The sequence below is a fragment of the Parafrankia sp. Ea1.12 genome, assembly GCF_900465275.1.
GTDB classification, from domain to species: domain Bacteria; phylum Actinomycetota; class Actinomycetes; order Frankiales; family Frankiaceae; genus Parafrankia; species Parafrankia soli.
This window is the reverse complement of record NZ_UBIZ01000133.1, coordinates 1-17,298: the sequence shown is the minus strand read 5'-3', so window position 1 is coordinate 17,298 and position 17,298 is coordinate 1. Positions and strand designations below refer to the sequence as shown.

15 protein-coding genes are annotated in these 17,298 nt (G+C 71.9%); 8 read left to right on the top strand and 7 right to left on the bottom strand.

Annotated features, from left to right (window positions below; translation table 11 throughout):
- Positions 1-63: 63 nt before the first annotated feature.
- Positions 64-729 (top strand): peptide-methionine (S)-S-oxide reductase MsrA, encoded by a 666-nt coding sequence (gene msrA / locus FMEAI12_RS03305; protein ID WP_112104924.1) that lies wholly within the window; start codon positions 64-66, stop codon positions 727-729.
- 80 nt (positions 730-809) lie between these two features.
- Here msrA and FMEAI12_RS37695 read toward each other — a convergent pair whose 3' ends face one another.
- Complete coding sequence (locus tag FMEAI12_RS37695; RefSeq protein ID WP_235013647.1) at positions 810-1,622, bottom strand: sigma factor; 813 nt, start codon at positions 1,620-1,622, stop codon at positions 810-812.
- Between the two features lie 130 nt (positions 1,623-1,752).
- Positions 1,753-2,415: a RadC family protein gene (locus FMEAI12_RS03295; protein WP_020458486.1), complete on the bottom strand. Its 663-nt coding sequence runs from the start codon at positions 2,413-2,415 to the stop codon at positions 1,753-1,755.
- Between the two features lie 180 nt (positions 2,416-2,595).
- On the opposite strand from FMEAI12_RS03295, the gene FMEAI12_RS03290 reads away from it, so the two are divergent.
- Both FMEAI12_RS03290 and FMEAI12_RS03285 read left to right on the top strand, forming a co-directional pair.
- A complete protein-coding gene (locus tag FMEAI12_RS03290; protein WP_112104923.1) occupies positions 2,596-3,156 on the top strand; it encodes a hypothetical protein in 561 nt (186 codons plus the stop codon).
- Between the two features lie 49 nt (positions 3,157-3,205).
- Positions 3,206-3,943 carry a maleylpyruvate isomerase N-terminal domain-containing protein gene (locus FMEAI12_RS03285; protein WP_071059438.1) on the top strand — a complete coding sequence of 246 codons (738 nt, stop codon included), beginning with the start codon at positions 3,206-3,208 and terminating at the stop codon, positions 3,941-3,943.
- A gap of 80 nt (positions 3,944-4,023) precedes the next feature.
- Here FMEAI12_RS03285 and FMEAI12_RS03280 read toward each other — a convergent pair whose 3' ends face one another.
- Positions 4,024-5,478: a hypothetical protein gene (locus FMEAI12_RS03280; RefSeq protein WP_112104926.1), complete on the bottom strand. Its 1,455-nt coding sequence runs from the start codon at positions 5,476-5,478 to the stop codon at positions 4,024-4,026.
- Between the two features lie 507 nt (positions 5,479-5,985).
- Between FMEAI12_RS03280 and FMEAI12_RS03275 the strand changes: the two genes are divergently transcribed.
- Positions 5,986-6,642, top strand: a complete 657-nt coding sequence (locus FMEAI12_RS03275; RefSeq protein WP_018502151.1) for a nucleoside monophosphate kinase — start codon at positions 5,986-5,988, stop codon at positions 6,640-6,642.
- A gap of 75 nt (positions 6,643-6,717) precedes the next feature.
- Here the strand turns inward: FMEAI12_RS03275 and FMEAI12_RS03270 are convergent, their stop codons facing one another.
- On the bottom strand, positions 6,718-7,287 hold the full coding sequence (locus FMEAI12_RS03270; RefSeq protein WP_112104922.1) for a hypothetical protein: 570 nt from the start codon (positions 7,285-7,287) through the stop codon (positions 6,718-6,720).
- A 511-nt stretch (positions 7,288-7,798) separates the two neighbouring features.
- Between FMEAI12_RS03270 and FMEAI12_RS03265 the strand changes: the two genes are divergently transcribed.
- Together FMEAI12_RS03265 and FMEAI12_RS03260 are read left to right on the top strand one after the other, a co-directional pair.
- Positions 7,799-8,350 (top strand): NUDIX domain-containing protein, encoded by a 552-nt coding sequence (locus tag FMEAI12_RS03265; protein ID WP_071059275.1) that lies wholly within the window; start codon positions 7,799-7,801, stop codon positions 8,348-8,350.
- A gap of 703 nt (positions 8,351-9,053) precedes the next feature.
- Positions 9,054-10,148: a DUF3616 domain-containing protein gene (locus tag FMEAI12_RS03260; protein WP_235013645.1), complete on the top strand. Its 1,095-nt coding sequence runs from the start codon at positions 9,054-9,056 to the stop codon at positions 10,146-10,148.
- Between the two features lie 7 nt (positions 10,149-10,155).
- Here the strand turns inward: FMEAI12_RS03260 and sthA are convergent, their stop codons facing one another.
- From sthA to FMEAI12_RS03245, 3 genes are all read right to left on the bottom strand, one after another.
- On the bottom strand, positions 10,156-11,574 hold the full coding sequence (gene sthA, locus FMEAI12_RS03255) for a Si-specific NAD(P)(+) transhydrogenase (RefSeq protein WP_020458492.1): 1,419 nt from the start codon (positions 11,572-11,574) through the stop codon (positions 10,156-10,158).
- A gap of 666 nt (positions 11,575-12,240) precedes the next feature.
- A complete protein-coding gene (locus FMEAI12_RS03250) occupies positions 12,241-13,632 on the bottom strand; it encodes an aspartate ammonia-lyase (RefSeq protein WP_071059278.1) in 1,392 nt (463 codons plus the stop codon).
- 649 nt (positions 13,633-14,281) lie between these two features.
- Positions 14,282-15,244 (bottom strand): 4-hydroxy-3-methylbut-2-enyl diphosphate reductase, encoded by a 963-nt coding sequence (locus tag FMEAI12_RS03245; protein ID WP_071059280.1) that lies wholly within the window; start codon positions 15,242-15,244, stop codon positions 14,282-14,284.
- 124 nt (positions 15,245-15,368) lie between these two features.
- Here FMEAI12_RS03245 and xseA point away from each other — a divergent pair, with 124 nt between their 5' ends.
- Both xseA and FMEAI12_RS03235 read left to right on the top strand, forming a co-directional pair.
- Positions 15,369-16,574 (top strand): exodeoxyribonuclease VII large subunit, encoded by a 1,206-nt coding sequence (gene xseA / locus FMEAI12_RS03240; protein WP_020458495.1) that lies wholly within the window; start codon positions 15,369-15,371, stop codon positions 16,572-16,574.
- A gap of 136 nt (positions 16,575-16,710) precedes the next feature.
- Positions 16,711-17,043 (top strand): exodeoxyribonuclease VII small subunit, encoded by a 333-nt coding sequence (locus FMEAI12_RS03235; protein WP_071059282.1) that lies wholly within the window; start codon positions 16,711-16,713, stop codon positions 17,041-17,043.
- The last annotated feature ends 255 nt before the right edge of the window (positions 17,044-17,298 follow it).

Below are 17,298 nucleotides of genomic sequence, written 5' to 3'. Positions count from 1 at the left end.
GTCGGGAACTTGGGGGAGTCCGCGGTGGTTGTGTCTGTCGGAACTCCCCGGAGGTGGTTCGCGATGTTCTTCGGTCGCCACAAGACGACCCTCCCGACTGCCGACCAGGCCCTGCCCGGCCGCGGCACGCCGATCTTCACCGGCCCCGACCGTCACACCGTCCTCGGCACGTCCTTGCTCGGCCCCTTCCCGGAGGGGCTGCGTACGGCGGTGTTCGGGATGGGCTGTTTCTGGGGTGCGGAGCGCAAGTTCTGGCAGGTCCCGGGGGTGTACTCGACCGCGGTCGGCTACGCGGGCGGGATCACGCCCAACCCGACCTACGAGGAGGCCTGCTCCGGCCTGACCGGCCACACCGAGGCCGTGCTCGTCGTCTTCGACCCGGCGAAGGTCGGCTTCGCCGAGTTGCTGCGGGTCTTCTGGGAGGCGCACGACCCGACACAGGGCATGCGCCAGGGCAACGACGTCGGCACCCAGTACCGGTCGGCGGTCTACACGACCGGCGAGGACCAGGCCGCGGCCGCGCAGGCGAGCCGGGACGCTTTCCAGCGCGTCCTCACCGCCGCCGGCTACCCGGAGATCACCACGGAGATCGCGCCCGCCGGCCCGTTCTACTACGCCGAGGAGTACCACCAGCAGTACCTGTCGGACGCCAAGAATCCCCACGGCTACTGCGGCCTGGGCGGAACCGGAGTCAGCTGCCCCGTCGGCCTCGCGTCAGCGGAGTCCTGAGCGATCGCCAGCCGGTTGGACCAAGCGCTCCGACCGGCTGGCGGCCAGTGTGTCCAGACCCGTGGCCGGTGTCGGAAGGGTCAGGGCGGGCAGCGCAGGTCGGGAGTCCCGAGACCCATGACCAGGTCGCAGTACGCGGCCCGGGTGACCTGCCAGCCCGCCGGGGTGAGTACCGCCTCGCCGAAGGCGCCCGAGGGGCTGCGTGCCGCCAGCAGGGCCTGAGGAGGCACTGTCGGGTCGGTGAACGAGACCCACAGCCCCGCCGAGACGGTGCCCGGGGCGACGACGAGCATCTGATCGATCTGCACCGACAGGGTGGCCGCGAACCGGGGGTACCGGGCCGCCACCTTGGCGCGCAGTGAGGCCAGTGCCGGGCCGTCCTGCACCGCGGCGGCGAACCGGTCGTCACGGACGCCGGCGGTGAAGGCGTCGTGGAACGCGGCGCGGATCGCCTCCGCCGTCGTTTCGTCCGGTGGCACCGGCGGAGGCGGCTGCCCGACGAGTGTGAGCCCCTCCGCGACGCGGGCGACGACTGCCGGGTCGGCGGCGCTGGAGTCGGCCGGGTCGGCGGTCCACTTCCCGTTGACGAGCAGCGGTACCTCGCTGACCCGCGCCCGTAGCCTGCGCCAGCGGGACGTGGCCGCGTTGACCAGGGCACGGCGGACGTAGGCCTCCGGCTTCGGGTCGTTCATCTGGCCCCAGTGCCGGTAGGTGCGCTCGAACGCACCCTGCAGCAGGTCCTCGCCCGCCGCCCAGTCGCCGCCGACGAGCAGCACGGCGCTCAGTAGCAGTCGATCCGCGCAGTCAGCGACAAAGTGTTCAAAGCTGGCGTCGTCGGCAGGCACGGCCTCGTCTCCCTGAGAAATATCGCCGTTGCCCTGTTCCGTACGCATCCGGCCCGTCCCGCGATGCCTCGCGAACCAGACTCGTCGGCAGTCACCTGCGAAGAGCGTCCTAACTTCGGTCCCGCGGTGGCCGTGGGTGATCGCCTTGAGGGTGTGGGTGCGGGCCCCGCCCGCGGGCTCAGGCGTCGACCACCCGGCGCCACGTCTCGTCGGTGATGACCACGTGGTCGAGGAAGCGCAGGCCCAGCAGCGCGGCCGACTCCCGGAGCCGGGTGGTGACGCGGCGGTCGTCCGCGCTCGGCTCGGGGTTGCCGTCGGGGTGGTTGTGGGCCACTCCGAACGCCGAGCCCCCGCAGCGCAGCACGTAGCCGAGCAGGTCGCGCATGCTCAGCGGGCTGTGGCCGGACGCGCCCTGCGTGAGCAGCCGCGCCCGCAGGATGCCCGCGTTGCCGTCGCAGACGACCACGACGACACGCTCGCCGCGCAGGCCGCGCAGCAGCGGCGCGGCGGCCTCGGCCAGTGCCGCCGTGCTGGTCAGCCCGGTGGCGCCGGCCGCCGGGGGCCGGGCGCGCCGGCCCAGGTGGAAGGCCGCGCAGACCCGGGCCGCCTTCGCCGGCCCCACCCCGGGCTGCGCGATCAGCTCCTGCGGGTCGGCCCGTGAGAGCTCGTACAGCCCGCCGTGCCGGGCGATGAGCCGCCCGGCGAGATCGACCGCGTCACAGCCGGGCGAGCCCGACCCGAGCAGGAGCGCCAGCAGCTCGCGATCGGCGAGTGCCTCGGCGCCCGCGGCCAGGGCTCGCTCGCGTGGCCGTTCCCGTATCGGAAGATCCTTCACCCGCATGGCTACCCCGTTCATGGGCGAATGACATCACGAGCCGGGCCCGCCGTGCCCGGCGTCGTATCACGGTAGACGGCGGGTACGACGGGTTCCGCCAGTCGCGGCGCCCCGGGGGTATCGCAACGTCGCGGGGTGCCTGCGCGTCTGTTCTGTGCCTGCACACTTCGGCGCGTGGGGGAACATGTGGCTCGCCGCAACAACGACCACCGGACGTGGGACGAACTCAGCCGCCCGGAACAGCGGACCGGGCTGGCGCTGCTCGCCGCCGTCGGGCTCGTCGCGGTGATCGGGGTGTGGTTCCTGATCGGTGGTGACGGCGCGGACGCCGAGACCGGCGCGGCCGCGCCCCCGACCATCGACCTCGAGGCCGAGCTGGCCGACTGGTACCAGTCCACGTCGGCGGTGCGCACGGACGTCGCCAGGGCGGCCACCGACGTGCGCACCCACATCGGCGCGAACGACGGGATCTCGCTGCGGCCAGCCTGTGAGGTGCTGGACCGGGCGGCCCGGGACGCGGCCGAGATCCCGGCCGCGCCGCTGGAGTCGGCGGCTCGGACCTGGTCCGACGGTGCCGCGGCGTACGCCGGCGCGGCCAGGGCCTGCGGCAACCTCTTCGACGGCACGCCCGTCCCGCCGCCCACCCTGCTCACGCGCACGACGTCCGCTCTCGACACGGCGGACGGCCTGTGGGCTCGGCTGGCGTCCGACCTGGGTGAACCGGCCCTCGTGGTCCCTCCGGCCTGAGCCGGCCGGGTTCGGGCGGCGTGGCTTCGATGCTGCGACACTTCGGCTGATGGACTACCCAGCACAGTTCGAGGCCCACGCCGACGCCCTGCTGGCGGCCGCGTCGCGTGATCTCGACGCACCCGTCCCGAGTTGTCCCGGCTGGGACTGCCGCCGCCTGGTCTCCCACGTCGCCCGGTTGCTCGCCTCGACGGTGCGCCACCTGCCGCGGGGAACGACCGATCCGCCCGAGCTGGTGCCCCGCCCGCCCGCGGAGGCCGGCGAGCTCACCGCCTACTACCGGCGGATGGTCACCGAAACGCTCACGGTGCTTCGTGACGTCGATCCGGGCGCGCCGGCCTGGACGTTCGTCGCCGGGTTCGCCCCCGAGGTGGCCGGGTTCTGGCCGCGCCGGCTGGCCAACGAGTTCCAGGTGCACGCCTGGGACGCCGCCGCCGCGTTCGGTGCGCCGCCGGAGCTGGTCCCGCAGCTGGCCGCGGACGGCGTGGACGAGGTGTTGACGGTGCTGCTGCCGGCGGCGCGTGCGGCCGGGATCTCGCCGCCGGGCGAGGGCACCGCGCATGTGCACCTCACCGACCTGCCCGGCGAGTGGCTGGTGCGTCTGAACGGCCCCGCCGTCACGGTGACGCCCGAGCACGCCAAGGGGGACGCCGCGCTGCGGGGGCCGGCCGGGCCCGTCCTGCTCGCGTTGTGGGGGCGGCTCGATCCGGCCGCTCCCGGTCCGCGTGGGGACGGCCTCGCCGTCCACGGCGACGCCGCCATCCTGGCCGGGCTGCGGCCGGGCTGATCAAGGCCGTCCCGGTGCTCGCGGGTGCGGCGTTCCCGCCGGCGTGTCCTCAGGGATCCGCCGGCGGGAACGCCGCCGGCTCACGAAGTGCCGGTGGGCCGGCGGAACAGCGTGGCGGTGGGGGCCGCGGCGGTCAGCGTGGCCTTGGCCGGGGTGAACAGGAAGGACTTCTGCGGCAGGCCGTCCGGGCCGAGGAAGAACGCCTGCTCGATCGAGTCGACCTGGATGCGTGCCCCGGTGTCGTATCCCGCGCCGATCAGCCGGGTCGCCTGGATGGAGGCGATGTCCTCGGCGACGGTGCCCGGCGGGAGCGCGATCGCGGTCTGCGCGGGGGAGTCCCGCTGGATGGACCACGCCGGATACACCCCGCTGGAGCGGAACGTGTTGGGGTTGCCGGAGAGCCGGACGCCCACGGACAGCCCGACCCAGGCGTCGTCGGTGTTCGGCTGGCCCAGCGTGCTCTTACGGATGACCAGGTACAGGTAGTTGCGGGGATCGCTGATCAGGTCGGTGGACGACGCCTCGGGGGCCTCGGTCACCTTGCCCTCGCGGTTCACCTCCTGGGCCATCACCCAGTACGTCCACGGGTTGCGGTCCATGACCCGCTCGCGGGCCTCGTCCGCCTGGTCCAGGGGCTCGCCCAGGGCGAGGGAGAAGCGCATCCTGCCGTCCGTCGGGTCGCACATGTTGTTGTTCAGCGTGCAGGTCTGCAGGACGGGGTGGGTGCCCTCGAGACGTCCGGTGAACGGGGCCTGGACGTGCTCGGGCGCCTGGATCACGGCGCTGCCCGGGACGGCGTTGCCGGCGGCGTCGACCTCGACCTGGTAGGTCCACTCGATGTCGGTGGTGCGGCCCCAGCGGGCCATCAGCGCGGGCGTGGACGTCCCGCCGTCCTCGTTGCTCCAGATCATGGAGTAGGTGAACAGGCGGTGCCCGGAGACCGCGGTCGGGGCCTCGGAGTAGAAGGCGACGAGCGGGGCGTCGGTGAGGGCGTTCTGGAAGGGGCCGGTCGCCGGTGTCCCGGGCAGAAGCGCGGGGTTGACCGCCGTGCGCCCGTAGAGCACCGGGGCGTTGCGGGCCGCCGCGTACTGGGGGTCACCGGGCGCGATCGTGCGGAAGGCGAAGTCCGACAGCTTCGCCGTGGACGACCCCTGCGGGGAGCGGTCCCCGGCGAACAGCAGCCGCAGGTTGTGCTTCCCGGGGGTGAGCGCGCCGAGGGCCAGGCCGCGCCGGATCGGGAACGACGCGGGGATCACCACGTCCGTCGTGTAGGTGCCGTCGACGAACACGGAGACCACGGCGGACTCGGAACCGACCGTTCCCCAGGAGACGCCCGGGGCGGACGTGGTCACGTCGAGCACGACCTCGCCCGCGTTGTCCACGCTGAACGGGACGGTCGTCTCGGCCGCGCGGTCGAGCACCACCTCGGCGGGCGCGGCGGGCGCGTCACCGCTCGAGTCACACGCCGCGACGGTCACGGCGAGCAGGGTGGCGGCGAGCCCGCCACCGAGCAGTCGGCGAATTACCCCAGGCACCCGATTCTCCTTCTGTGATCCGGGAGCACCCGCCGCGCCGCGGCCGTCCCACCCGTCCCGAATCGTCACGCGATCCTGCGTTTCTCCATCCTGACGTCTCAGCCGCGTTCGGTCGCAGCCGGCCTCCCCCTAATGGGGGTGTCATCCTGGAAGGTCCAGTTGGCGGGCACCCGTTTGGTCACTCTTGGTTGAGGGTGCGGGTGGGGTTCGGACGTCCGCGAGCGGGGTGGCCGCTGCCGCGGGTGGCGGATGTCGCTCGCCGCGACGGCCGGGAATCCCTCCGAACGTGCCCGCGGCGGACGCGGAGGCGCAGGCCCGTCCGGCATCATTCTTGAGGGGTACGTGCAGCAGGGGTGCGTGAGCGCGTGGAGACAGACGCCCGGAGCCAGGAACGCTCGTACCCATGGCACGCCATCGGCAGCCAGATCAGGGCTCCCCGCCGCACGGGTCGTCGGCTGGGTGGGGAGCCGCCCGACCACAGGCCGTCGAAGCACGCGGGGAGGCACCGTGCGCAAGTTCGTGATCATGGGCGTGCAGGGCAGCGGGAAGGGGACCCAGGCGAAGCTGATGGCCGACGAGCTCGACCTGGTCCACATCAGCGTGGGCGACGTGTTCCGCTGGAACGTGCAGAACCACACCAAGATCGGCGCGCAGGTGCGGCGGATCGTGGCCAGCGGGCACCTGGTGGGCGACGACCTCGTCGAGTCGGTGGTCCGCACCCGGCTCACCGAGCACGACTGGAACTACGGGTTCATCATCGACGGGTTCCCGCGCAACGCCAGGCAGGCGGAGTTCTTCCTGGAGAGCTACGACATAGACGGCGTCATCTACCTCGACCTGCCGGACGAGGAGGTGGTGCGCCGGGTGCTGGCCCGCCGGCTGTGCTCGCGATGTGGTCTTGACTACAACCTGATCGCGAGCCGGCCGCAGATCGAGGACACCTGTGACGTCTGTGGGGGCGCGCTGGTGACGCGCTCCGACGACAACCCCGAGGCCCTTGCGGTGCGGCTCTCGGAGTACCACGCGAAGACCCGGCCGGTGATGGAGATCTTCCAGCGCAAGGAGCAGGTCGCCGTGGTCGACGCGCGGCGCTCCGTTCTGGAGGTGCAGGCGGAGATCCGCGACCAGTTCGCCCTGCCGTCACCGCGCGCGATGGCACGGTGACCGTCCCGCCCGGCGGATCCACTCTGGCCCGGTGATGATCCGCCGGCCCGGCGGTAATCCCCCGGGCCGGGGGAGTCACTGCTTCTGGAAGACGACCGCGATCGCGTTCGCGGAGCCGACGCCGGCGGCCCCGATCGTCCCGGTCACGCCCTTGCCCCGGAACTCGATCGAGCTGGCGATGCCGGCGACACCGACGTCCCGGGTGATCTCGTACCCGGCGGCCGGCAGCGCCTGGCGGTAGAAGGCGCGGGCGGCGTCGCTGTCCACGCCCTCCATCGTGAAGGTGGAACGGCTGCCGGTGGTCGTCCCCACCTTCACGGTGGCGCCGGGCGGGATCGGGAAGTCGGGCGGGATGTTCGTGCCGCGCAGCGCCTCCGCCCCGGTCGCCGTGTCGACTCGACCGACGCCGGGCAGCGACGTCGGGAGCGCGGTCGGGATCGCCGTCGGCAGCGAGGTCGGCAGGCCGCTGGGCAGGCTGGTCGGAAGGCTGGTAGGCAGGCTCGCCGAGGGCTTCGGGACGTCCAGGTCGCCGTCGGAGCCGTTGCAGCCGGCGAGGGTGACCGCGGCCACGGCCGCCATCCCCACCGCCAGCAGCCTGCCCCGGTATACCCGCGGCCCGACCTGGGTGAGGGCGATTTTCGGCATGCCCGGTCCTCCCCGTGCTCATGATCGCGCCGTGCCGCCGCGGCCCGTCATGCGGCGGATCTACACAAGATCGACTGAGGACACCCTAGCGGCACGTCGTCCGAACCCGTCTCATCGTGTCACGAACGCGACGACTCGCCGCATCCCGCCGAACTCGCCCCGCCCCCGGAACTCCCCGCATCCCGTGGGAACTCCCGGCATCCCCTGCGAACCAGGTGGATTGGGCGGGGGACAAGTGGGGGATAGGGAACTACGTGCCACCCGGAGGCGGGACCACCGCCGCCTCGGGCCCGGCGCGGGCGGGCGCCGCGGGCGGGGTCGCCCGGGTTGGGCGCGCGGCGCGGTCGCACGATTCCGGCGACTGATCGTCAGGCCTGCTGGTCATGGCGTTTTAGCCCACTGTGCCCCCATTGTCCATACCTGGAGTCAGGGAGTGCGCACGGAGCCGGTCCGATAAGTGTCACCCCATCTGGGGGGTGCCTTGGGCGGCTTACACCTGTACGTTCCTTTTGTGGCGGTCACGAACAACGCGGTGATCGGTGTTGCGCTGGGGTACATCGAGGCCAACCCCGACGAGACGGACCTACTACGTTCCCTGATCGTGCTTGCGCTGCATGGGCCGCCCGTCGTCACCCGCTCCACGACTCCGGCCCATGTCACGTGCAGTGCGGTGCTGGTCTCGCCCGACTGGCGGGTGCTGCAGACCAGGCGGCGCCCCGCCAGGAACTGGCGGCTGCCGGGCGGGCACATCGACCCCGAGGACCAGTCGCTGCTCGGCGCCGCGCTGCGCCACCTCGCGACGGAGGCCGACATCGAGGCGAACGGCCTGATCCCGGCGAGCGTGTTACCCGTTGACGTGACGGCCCACCCCATCGACGCCGTCCCCGCGCTCAGCGAGCCCGAGCACGTGCACTACGAGGCCACTTTCCTGCTGCACGTCGACGACCGCACGCTGCCCGAGCCGTCGGGCCGGGGGATCTCCCGCCGCTGGGTGAACCTCGCCGACGTACGCGGCAAGCTCGGCGACAAGCTCCGGCTGGCCTCCAACCGCGCCGAGGTCTGACCTACCGCTCCGAATGACCTCGGACAATGTGTTCCGTGATGTGACGGATCCGCGTCCGGGTTATTTCTCGGCCACGGCGTCGGCCGGCCTGGTCGCTGTGGCCGGTGAAATCCGCGAAACAATACGCGCACCCTCTTCTCTCGCGTCCCGGCCGCCGCTACACACATCTGGTGGCAGCGCGCGGGACCGGTCGGCGGGGGACGACCCCTGTCGTCGATGGCCCTGGCCCTGGCGCTGGTCAGCTGCATCGCCTGCTCCTCGTGCCTTCCCCTGCCACGGCGGTCCTGCCCGCTCCCGGTGAGGCCCCCGCCGCGCCAGCCGCCCGCGATTCCCCTCGGGCGGACGGCGACGGAGTCGACCCGTTGAGCACCCCGCCGACCCGTCCCCTGATCGGGGTCAGGGGACGATCGGAAAAATATCCGGGCAGTACTGATGGATCTTTAGCTGAAAGCGATTCGACAAGCACGGCCACTCCGGGCGGACCGGATTCGGCGAGCGGGCCGGACGGGGCGACCAGTGTGGTGGGTGGGCGGGGGCGGGCTTCAATGTGGATCCCTGCTCTCCGAGCCCGCCTCGGGATGACGCCGGGTTCGGCCGGACGGGTCCTGCCTGGGACAACGTCCGGCTGACGACGGGGCGCGGTCGTAGGCTCCTGGAACGGGTGCCGGCGGCCGAGTGCCGGGTGCCGGTGAAGGGGAGCGGCGTGGACACGATTCCGATCCGGTTCGTCGACGGTCGCATGGTGCTCGACATCGCCGAGTCACTGTCGACGGTGCGCTGCGACGGCAGCCACCTGTGGCTGGGCGGCGACGAGACCGTGACGATCGAGCGGGTGACCCGCTCGGCGGACGGCGACTGCTACGGCGGGCACGTGAGCTTCCAGGTGGGCGACTTCCTGGCGCTGCCCGAGCCGGCCGACGCCGACGGGGTCGTGCCGGAGATCGACATCGAGGGCCTGGACCTCGCAGGCGGCTACCTCTGGTTCACCGGGTCGCACGCCAGGACGCGCAAGCGGGTGCGGCCCGACCACGCCACCGAGGCGGCGCTCACCCGGCTCGCCAAGGTGAGCAACAACGCCAACCGGCACATCATCGGCCGGATACCGGTCGTGGAGACGCCCGACGGGCCCGTGCTGGCCGCATCGGCGCCGGACCCGGCGAACCCGGGCCGGAAGTTGTCGGCGGCGGCCCTGGGCCTACGCAAGAGCACCCGGCTCACCCGCGCGCTGCGCGACGACCCGCACCTGGGGCCCTTCCTCACGATCCCCAGCAAGGACAACGGCCTGGACATCGAGGGACTGGCCGTCGTGGGGGAGCGGATCTACCTGGGCCTGCGGGGCCCCGTGCTGCGCGGCTGGGCCGTCGTCATCGAGCTGCGGCTGGCCGGCAGCGACGGCCCCGACCTGCTGCTCGCCCCGCTCGACGACGGCCCCTACCGCAAGCACTTCCTCGACCTGGGCGGCCTCGGGGTGCGCGACATGATCCCCTACGGGGACGACCTGCTCGTCCTCGCCGGGCCGACGATGGATCTCGACGGCCCGGTCCGCATCCACGCCTGGCGGGGCGCGGTGCGGGCGGAGACGTCCGTCGTGGTGCGTGGCACCGTCATCGAGAAGATCATGGACGTCCCCTACGGCGATGGAGTGGACCACGCCGAGGGCATCACCCTGATCCCCGACCCGGGTGGTTCCGGCGGGCAGGCGCTGCTGGTCGTCTACGACAGCCCCGCTCCGCACCGCCGCCGGCACCGCCACGAGATCATCGCGGACGTCCTGCCCCTGCCGCCCGCCGCCGGCTAGCCCGCCGTCACAGGTGACGGCCCGAGATGCGGGCCACCGCCCGCATCTTGTTCATCGCGTCGAGCGCGGCGACCTTGTAGGACTCCGCCAGGGTCGGGTAGTTGAAGACGGTGTCGACCAGGTAGTTGACCGTTCCGCCGCAGCCCATCACGGCCTGCCCGATGTGGACCAGCTCGGTGGCCCCGGTGCCGAAGACGTGGATGCCGAGCAGCCGGCCGTCCTCCGGGCTCACCAGGAGCTTGAGCATGCCGTAGGAGTCGCCCAGGATCGCGCCGCGGGCCAGCTCGCGGTAGCGGGCGATGCCCACCTCGAAGGGCACCGCGCGCTCGGTGAGCTCGTCCTCGGTGCTGCCGACGTAGGAGATCTCCGGGATCGTGTAGATGCCGATCGGCATCAGCTCGGCCCGCATCCCCGTGGCCGGCTCGCCGCACGCCGCGTAGGCGGCCAGCCGCCCCTGCTCCATGGACGTCGCCGCCAGGGCCGGGAAACCGATCACGTCACCGACGGCGTAGATGTGGTCCACCTCGGTGCGGAAGTCCGGGCCGACCAGGATCCGGCCGCGGTTGTCCGCGGAGAGCCCGGCGTTCTGCAACTGGAGGACCTCGGTGAGCCCCTGCCGCCCGGCGGAGTACATGACGGTGTCGGCGGGGATCTTCTTGCCGCTCTCCAGCGTCGTGAGGGTGCCGCCGTTGTGGCGCTCGACGGAGACCACGGACTCGCGGAACCGGAAGGTCACCGCGAGGTCGCGCAGCTGGTACTTGAGCGCCTCGATGATCTCCAGGTCACAGAAGTCCAGCATCCGGTCGCGCCGTTCGACGACGGTGACCTTTGTGCCCAGTGCCGCGAACATCGAGGCGTACTCGATGCCGATCACTCCGGCGCCGACCACGACCATCGAGCCGGGGATCCGGTCGATGTCGAGGATCTGGTCGCTGTCGACGACCGTGCGGCCGTCGAAGTCCACCGAGTCGGGCCGGGCCGGCCGGGTGCCGGTGGCAATGATGATCTTGTTGGCGCGGACCTGTCGTTCCTCGACCCCGCCAGGCCCGCGGACGCTCACGGTGTTCGGGTCGAGGAAGGTCGCGAGCCCGGAGAGGACCTGGACCCGGTTGCGGGTGAGCTGGCTGCGGATCACGTCGATCTCGCGGCCGATCACGTGCTGCGTCCGTGCGGAGAGGTCCGCGACCGTGATCTCGTCCTTGAGTCGGTAGCTCTGGCCGTAGACCTCTCGCTGGGCCAGGCCCGTCAGGTACATGACGGCCTCGCGCAGCGTCTTGGACGGGATGGTCCCCGTGTTGATGCAGACCCCGCCGATCATGTCCCGCTTGTCGACGACCGCGACGCTGCGCCCGAGTTTGGCCGCGGCGATGGCAGCCTTCTGCCCGCCGGGCCCGGAACCGATGACAAGGACATCGACCTCGTGCACGTCGTTTCCCCCTGTCATTTATCGTGTCGCGCCGAGGCTATCCGCCCAGGAGGCCCGGAACCTCCGGCGGTCGGTGTTGTTACGCCGTTTTCTCGCCCAGGTCCCCAGAACGTCACACCAGTCGCGCCATGTCATGGCTTGCGTTCCCATCGTCACACGCCGACGCGGGGGGACGGCGTGGTCCACCCGTGCTCACCCGGCCCGTGCCGGCCCGTGGTCACCCGGGCCCCGTGCCGGCCCGTGGTCGCCCACCGGCCGGAGGAAACCCAGAAATCCGTGGTGCGGCCCGTAACGAAAGCCGAGCCGCCTCGTTGGACAGGGCATCGGGGGTCGCGGGGGTCGTGGAGGCTGGCTGGGGGGTCTTCCACGGCTCTCGCGACGGGGTATGCCGGCCTGCCGTGGGGATGGCGTGCTCCCGGCCAGTGGCCGGGGGAACAGGCGTCGGCATCGGGACCCGGCTCCCGCACGTTCGTGGAGCCGGGTCCGTTCCCTGTCCCACCGCTACGGGCCCACCCGGGCCCGTCCCCCCCGTTCCGCCTGATCGAGCGCACCGACGGGCCGAGTCGCGCCCGAGGGTGCCGGCGGCGAAAGCCGAGCACCCGTGGGAGGCGCACCCGCGGGCGACCGCCCACGGGTGCGGCTACCGGTCCGTCCTACCGGTCCGTCCTACGGGTGCGTCATCGACAGGACGTCGAGCGCGCTGTCCAGCTCGGCCTCGGTGAGCTTGCCGGCCTGGACGTACCCGCGCTCGATCACGACCTCGCGGATCGTCTTCTCCTCGGCCAGCGACTGCTTGGCGACCTTGGCCGCCTCCTCGTAGCCGATGTACTTGTTGAGTGGCGTCACGACCGACGGCGAGGACTCCGCGTAGCGGCGGCAGCGCTCGACGTCCGCGACGATGCCGTCGATGCAGCGGTCGGCGAACAGACGGCTGATCGTCGACAGGATGTGGATCGACTCGAGCAGGTTGCGGGCGATGACCGGCAGCATCACGTTGAGCTCGAAGTTGCCGGCCGAGCCGCCGAACGCCACCGCCGCGTCGTTGCCGACCACCTGGGCCACCACCTGGCAGACCGCCTCGGGGATGACCGGGTTCACCTTGCCGGGCATGATCGACGACCCGGGCTGCAGGTCCGGCAGCCTGATCTCGCCCAGCCCGGCCCGCGGGCCCGAGGACGCCCACCGCAGGTCGTTCGAGATCTTGTAGAGCGACACCGCGATCACCCGCAGCACGCCGGACGCCTCGACGAGGCCGTCCCGCGAGGCCTGGGCCTCGAAGTGGTTGCGGGCTTCGGTGAGCGGGAGCCCGGTGCTCGCCGCCAGCTCCTCGATGACCGCCGCCGAGAACCCCGGCGGCGTGTTGATGCCGGTGCCGACCGCGGTGCCGCCCAGCGGCAGCTCGCCGATCCGGGGCAGCGCGCCGTTGAGCCGCTCGACACCCAGCCGGACGGCCGCCGCGTACCCGCCGAACTCCTGGCCGAGGGTCACCGGCGTGGCGTCCATGAGGTGGGTGCGCCCCGACTTGACCACCTCGGCGAACTCGGTCGCCTTCCGCTCCAGTGAGACGGCGAGGTGATCGAGCGCGGGGATCAGCTCGTGCACGATCCCCTGGGTCGCCGCCACGTGGATCGAGGACGGGAACACGTCGTTCGACGACTGCGAGGCGTTCACGTGGTCGTTCGGGTGAACGGCCCGGCCGAGCCGCTCCGAGGCGAGCGACGCCAGCACCTCGTTGGTGTTCATGTTGGACGACGTGCCGCTGCCGGTCTGGAAGACGTCGAGCGGGAACTGGGTGTCCCAGTCGCCCCGGGCCACCTCGCCGGCGGCCTCGGCGATCGCCGCGGCGATGTCACCGTCGAGAACGCCGAGTTTGGCGTTCACGGTCGCGGCCGCGGCCTTGATCCGCGCGAGCGCCGCGATGTGGGCGCGCGAGATGCGCTGGCCGGAGACGGGGAAGTTCTCGACCGCCCGCTGCGTCTGCGCTCGCCACTTCGCCGCGGCCGGCACCCGCACGTCACCCATGCTGTCGTGCTCGATGCGGTATTCCTGCTCGCTCATGACTCGTGCTCGCTCATGCGCCGATCTCCCGAGATGTCCGTCGACCTTGATCTGGCTTGCCGCCGATCCGGCTTGCCGCGGAACCGTCCGCGGCGCTGGCGATGACAGGCCACTGCCGACCCTAGGACATCAGGTGCATCCGTCGCCTCGGCCGGCATCCCCGGCGGGCGCTCGTCACATCGCCCGAGACGGGCCTGCGCGGGCGGCATGCCGGGCGGCCGGCACCCGTCACCGGGCCACCACAGACGAACGTCCGGTGCCGCACCAGGCTGGCGCGGCACCGGACGGAGAGAAACACGATGGGTGGACCGGGCTACGAGCGAAGCCGGTGACCAGCACGGGCGTCGACGATCATCCGACCGGGTGGCGCAGCCGCCCGATGGGACACGGTCCTCACACCACGCGCGGTGACCCAGGAGTGAGGGGGCCGCCGGCAGCACGACCGACCGGAATTTCCGGCGCTGGCTGGACGGCCCGTTGGTGCCGGCGCCGACGACGCCTCCGGCCGCGACCGCCCGAATGCGGCGATGCGGCTTGGACGGCGGCGCCGACGCCGGATGAATGTCGGCGGAGTGGATATCGCTGGAGTGACGTACCGCTGGAGTGCTGTGCCGCCTGGTGCCGTCGGCGCGCTCAGGATGAGCGAGCGTCAGGCGCCCGCGGCCCGCTCCCGGGCACGCATGTCGCGACGCAGCTCCGGCGGGAGCGCGAACAGCAGGTGCTCGTCCGCCGAGGTGACTTCCTCGACGTCGTTGAACCCGCGGTCCGCCAGCCACGCCATGACCCCGGTGACGAGTTCCTCGGGGACGGACGCCCCGCTCGTCACACCAACCGTCTCGACACCGTCGAGCCAGCCCTCATCCACCTCGGCGCAGTCGTCCACGAGGAACGACTTGGGTGCACCGGCGTCGAGGGCGACCTCGACGAGCCGGACCGAGTTGGAGGAGTTCGGTGAGCCGACCACGATGAGCAGGTCGACCTTCTCGGCGATCTCCTTGACGGCCACCTGGCGGTTCTGGGTGGCGTAGCAGATGTCGTCGCTCGGCGGCCCCTGCAGATGCGGGAACCGCTCGCGAAGCGCCTTGACCGTTGTCTGCGTCTCGTCGACCGAGAGCGTCGTCTGCGAGAGGAACGCGACCCGCTTCGGGTCCCGGACCTTCACAGCGGCGGCGTCCTCAGGACCGTCGACCAGATGGATACGGTCCGGCGCCTGGCCGGTGGTGCCTACTACCTCCTCGTGGCCCTCATGACCGATGAGGAGGATGTCCAGATCCTCCTTGGCGAACCGGCGAGCCTCGGAGTGGACCTTGGTAACGAGGGGGCACGTCGCGTCAATGGTGCGAAGCTGACGCGAGGAAGCCTCCTCGTGGACCGTCGGTGCCACGCCGTGCGCCGAGAACACCACCGTGGCGCCGTGAGGCACCTCGTCGGTCTCTTCGACAAAGATCGCGCCCTTCGCTTCCAGCGTCTTGACGACGTGAGCGTTGTGCACGATCTGCTTGCGTACATACACCGGCGACCCGTACAGATCGAGTGCCTTCTCGACGGTTTGGACCGCGCGATCGACACCCGCGCAGTAGCCGCGCGGCTTGGCCAACAAGACCCGCCCCATGTCGCAGCAGTCTACGCGGGAGCAGCGAGGCTGGAAGAGCGGCGAGCGGAGCATCACCGGATGGGCAGCATCGTCCGGCCCGCCGGTGACCTTCCCCCGTGGGGGAGGTCGTACGGTTCGACAGGTGCCCCTGACCTCGACCCCGGACGAGCCGCTCCCGGTGCGGACGATCTCCCGGGCGTTGGGTGACTGGATCTCCCGGCTCGGTCGCGTATGGGTGGAAGGTCAGGTCACCGAGATCTCCCGCCGGCCGGGCATGAACACGGTCTTCCTCACCCTGCGCGACCCTGTCGCGGACGTCTCCCTGCGGGTCACCTGCCCCCGGGCGGTGTGCGACGCGGTCGGTCCCGGGCTCGTCGACGGGGCCCGGGTGGTGGTCTGGGGCAAGCCCAGCTTCCACCCCGGCCGGGGCACGTTGGCCCTTGCTGTAGTGGAGATTCGCCCTCTGGGGGCCGGTGCGCTGCTGGCCCGGCTGGAGCGGCTGAAGGCCACGCTCGCCGCCGAGGGACTCTTCGCGGCGAGCCGCAAACGGCGGCTCCCGTTCCTCCCGACGGCGGTCGGCCTCATCACCGGGCGTGCATCCGCCGCCGAGCGCGACGTGATCGAGAACGCCCGCCGCCGGTGGCCCGCGGTACGCATCGAACTACGGGAAGTGGCGGTCCAGGGCCCCCTCGCGGTGAGCCAGATCCTCGACGCGCTGTCCGATCTGGACGCCGACCGCGCCGTCGAGGTGATCGTCATCGCCCGCGGCGGGGGCTCCCTGGAAGATCTCCTACCGTTCTCGGACGAGGCCCTGCTGCGCGCCGTTGTCGCCGCCCGGACACCTGTCGTGTCGGCAATCGGACACGAGCAGGACACCCCCCTGCTCGACTTTGTGGCCGACGTCCGAGCCTCCACGCCGACCGACGCCGCCAAGCGTGTGGTCCCCGACGTCTCCGAGCAGTCAGCGCTGGTGGAGGCCCTGCGCAGCCGGGCCCGCAGGGTCCTCGCGCACCGCCTCGACCTCGAACGACGCCGGCTGGCGGACCTGCGGGCCCGTCCCGTCCTGGCAGCCCCGCTGCGCGAGATCGACCGGCGCGAGCAGACCGTCGGGGCGCTGCGCTCGCGCTCGCTGCGCTGCCTCACCCACGCGGTGGACGTCGCCGAGCGCGACCTCGTCCACGCGGCGGCACGCATGCGGGCGCTGTCCCCGGCGGCCACGCTGGAACGCGGCTACGCCCTGATCCAGAACGCGGACGGCGCGGTGATCCGCTCACCGGCCGAGATCGAGGCCGGCGACCCGCTGACCGTCCGGGTCGCGGGCGGTACCTTCGCCGCCAGAGCGGAGTGACCACCACGCGGCGCTCGAACGGTTCTCCCGGTGTTCTCGTCTCTCGGTGTTCTCAGCGTTTTCGGTGCTCTCGAGCCCGGGCGCGGGCTCACGGCCGTCGAGCGGGACAGCCGTCGAACGGGACAGGAGAAGGCACATGACCGATCTTGACCGTCAGCGGAGCCCCACCACCGGACCCGGTTCGGATGGTGTTCCGGAGACCACGCCAGGGACTACGGCGGGTACTGCGCCAGGACCGACCTCCGGGGTCGCCACGGGTGTCACCCCGGGGACCACTCCCGGTCTCACCTTCGAGGCGGCTCGCGCGGAGCTGGAGGACGTCGTCCGCAGGTTGGAGGCCGGGGGATGCGCTCTGGAGGAGTCCCTCGCGCTCTGGGAACGCGGCGAGGAGCTCGCCGCCGTCTGCCAGCGCCTCCTCGACGGCGCCCGGGCCCGCCTCACCCCCGCCCCGACCGCCGAACCTTCCTGAGTCCCACCGGCCGAACCTCCTGGCATCGCGCCGCGCTGCTCCTCCTCGCTGGTCGTTCTCGACCTGCCGGTGGTCTTCCCGGAACCCCCGTCAGCCCGGGGCCGGGTCTCCCGTTCCCGGGCGCGGAGGACACAGAGCCATCCAGATCGTCGATCTTCCACCTGCCCCGGGATCCCGGACTCCGGGACCCCGGGGCGCCTGAGCCTGCCAGGCCACGAACCGGGGACTCCCAGCCCGCACCTCCAACCCCAAAAC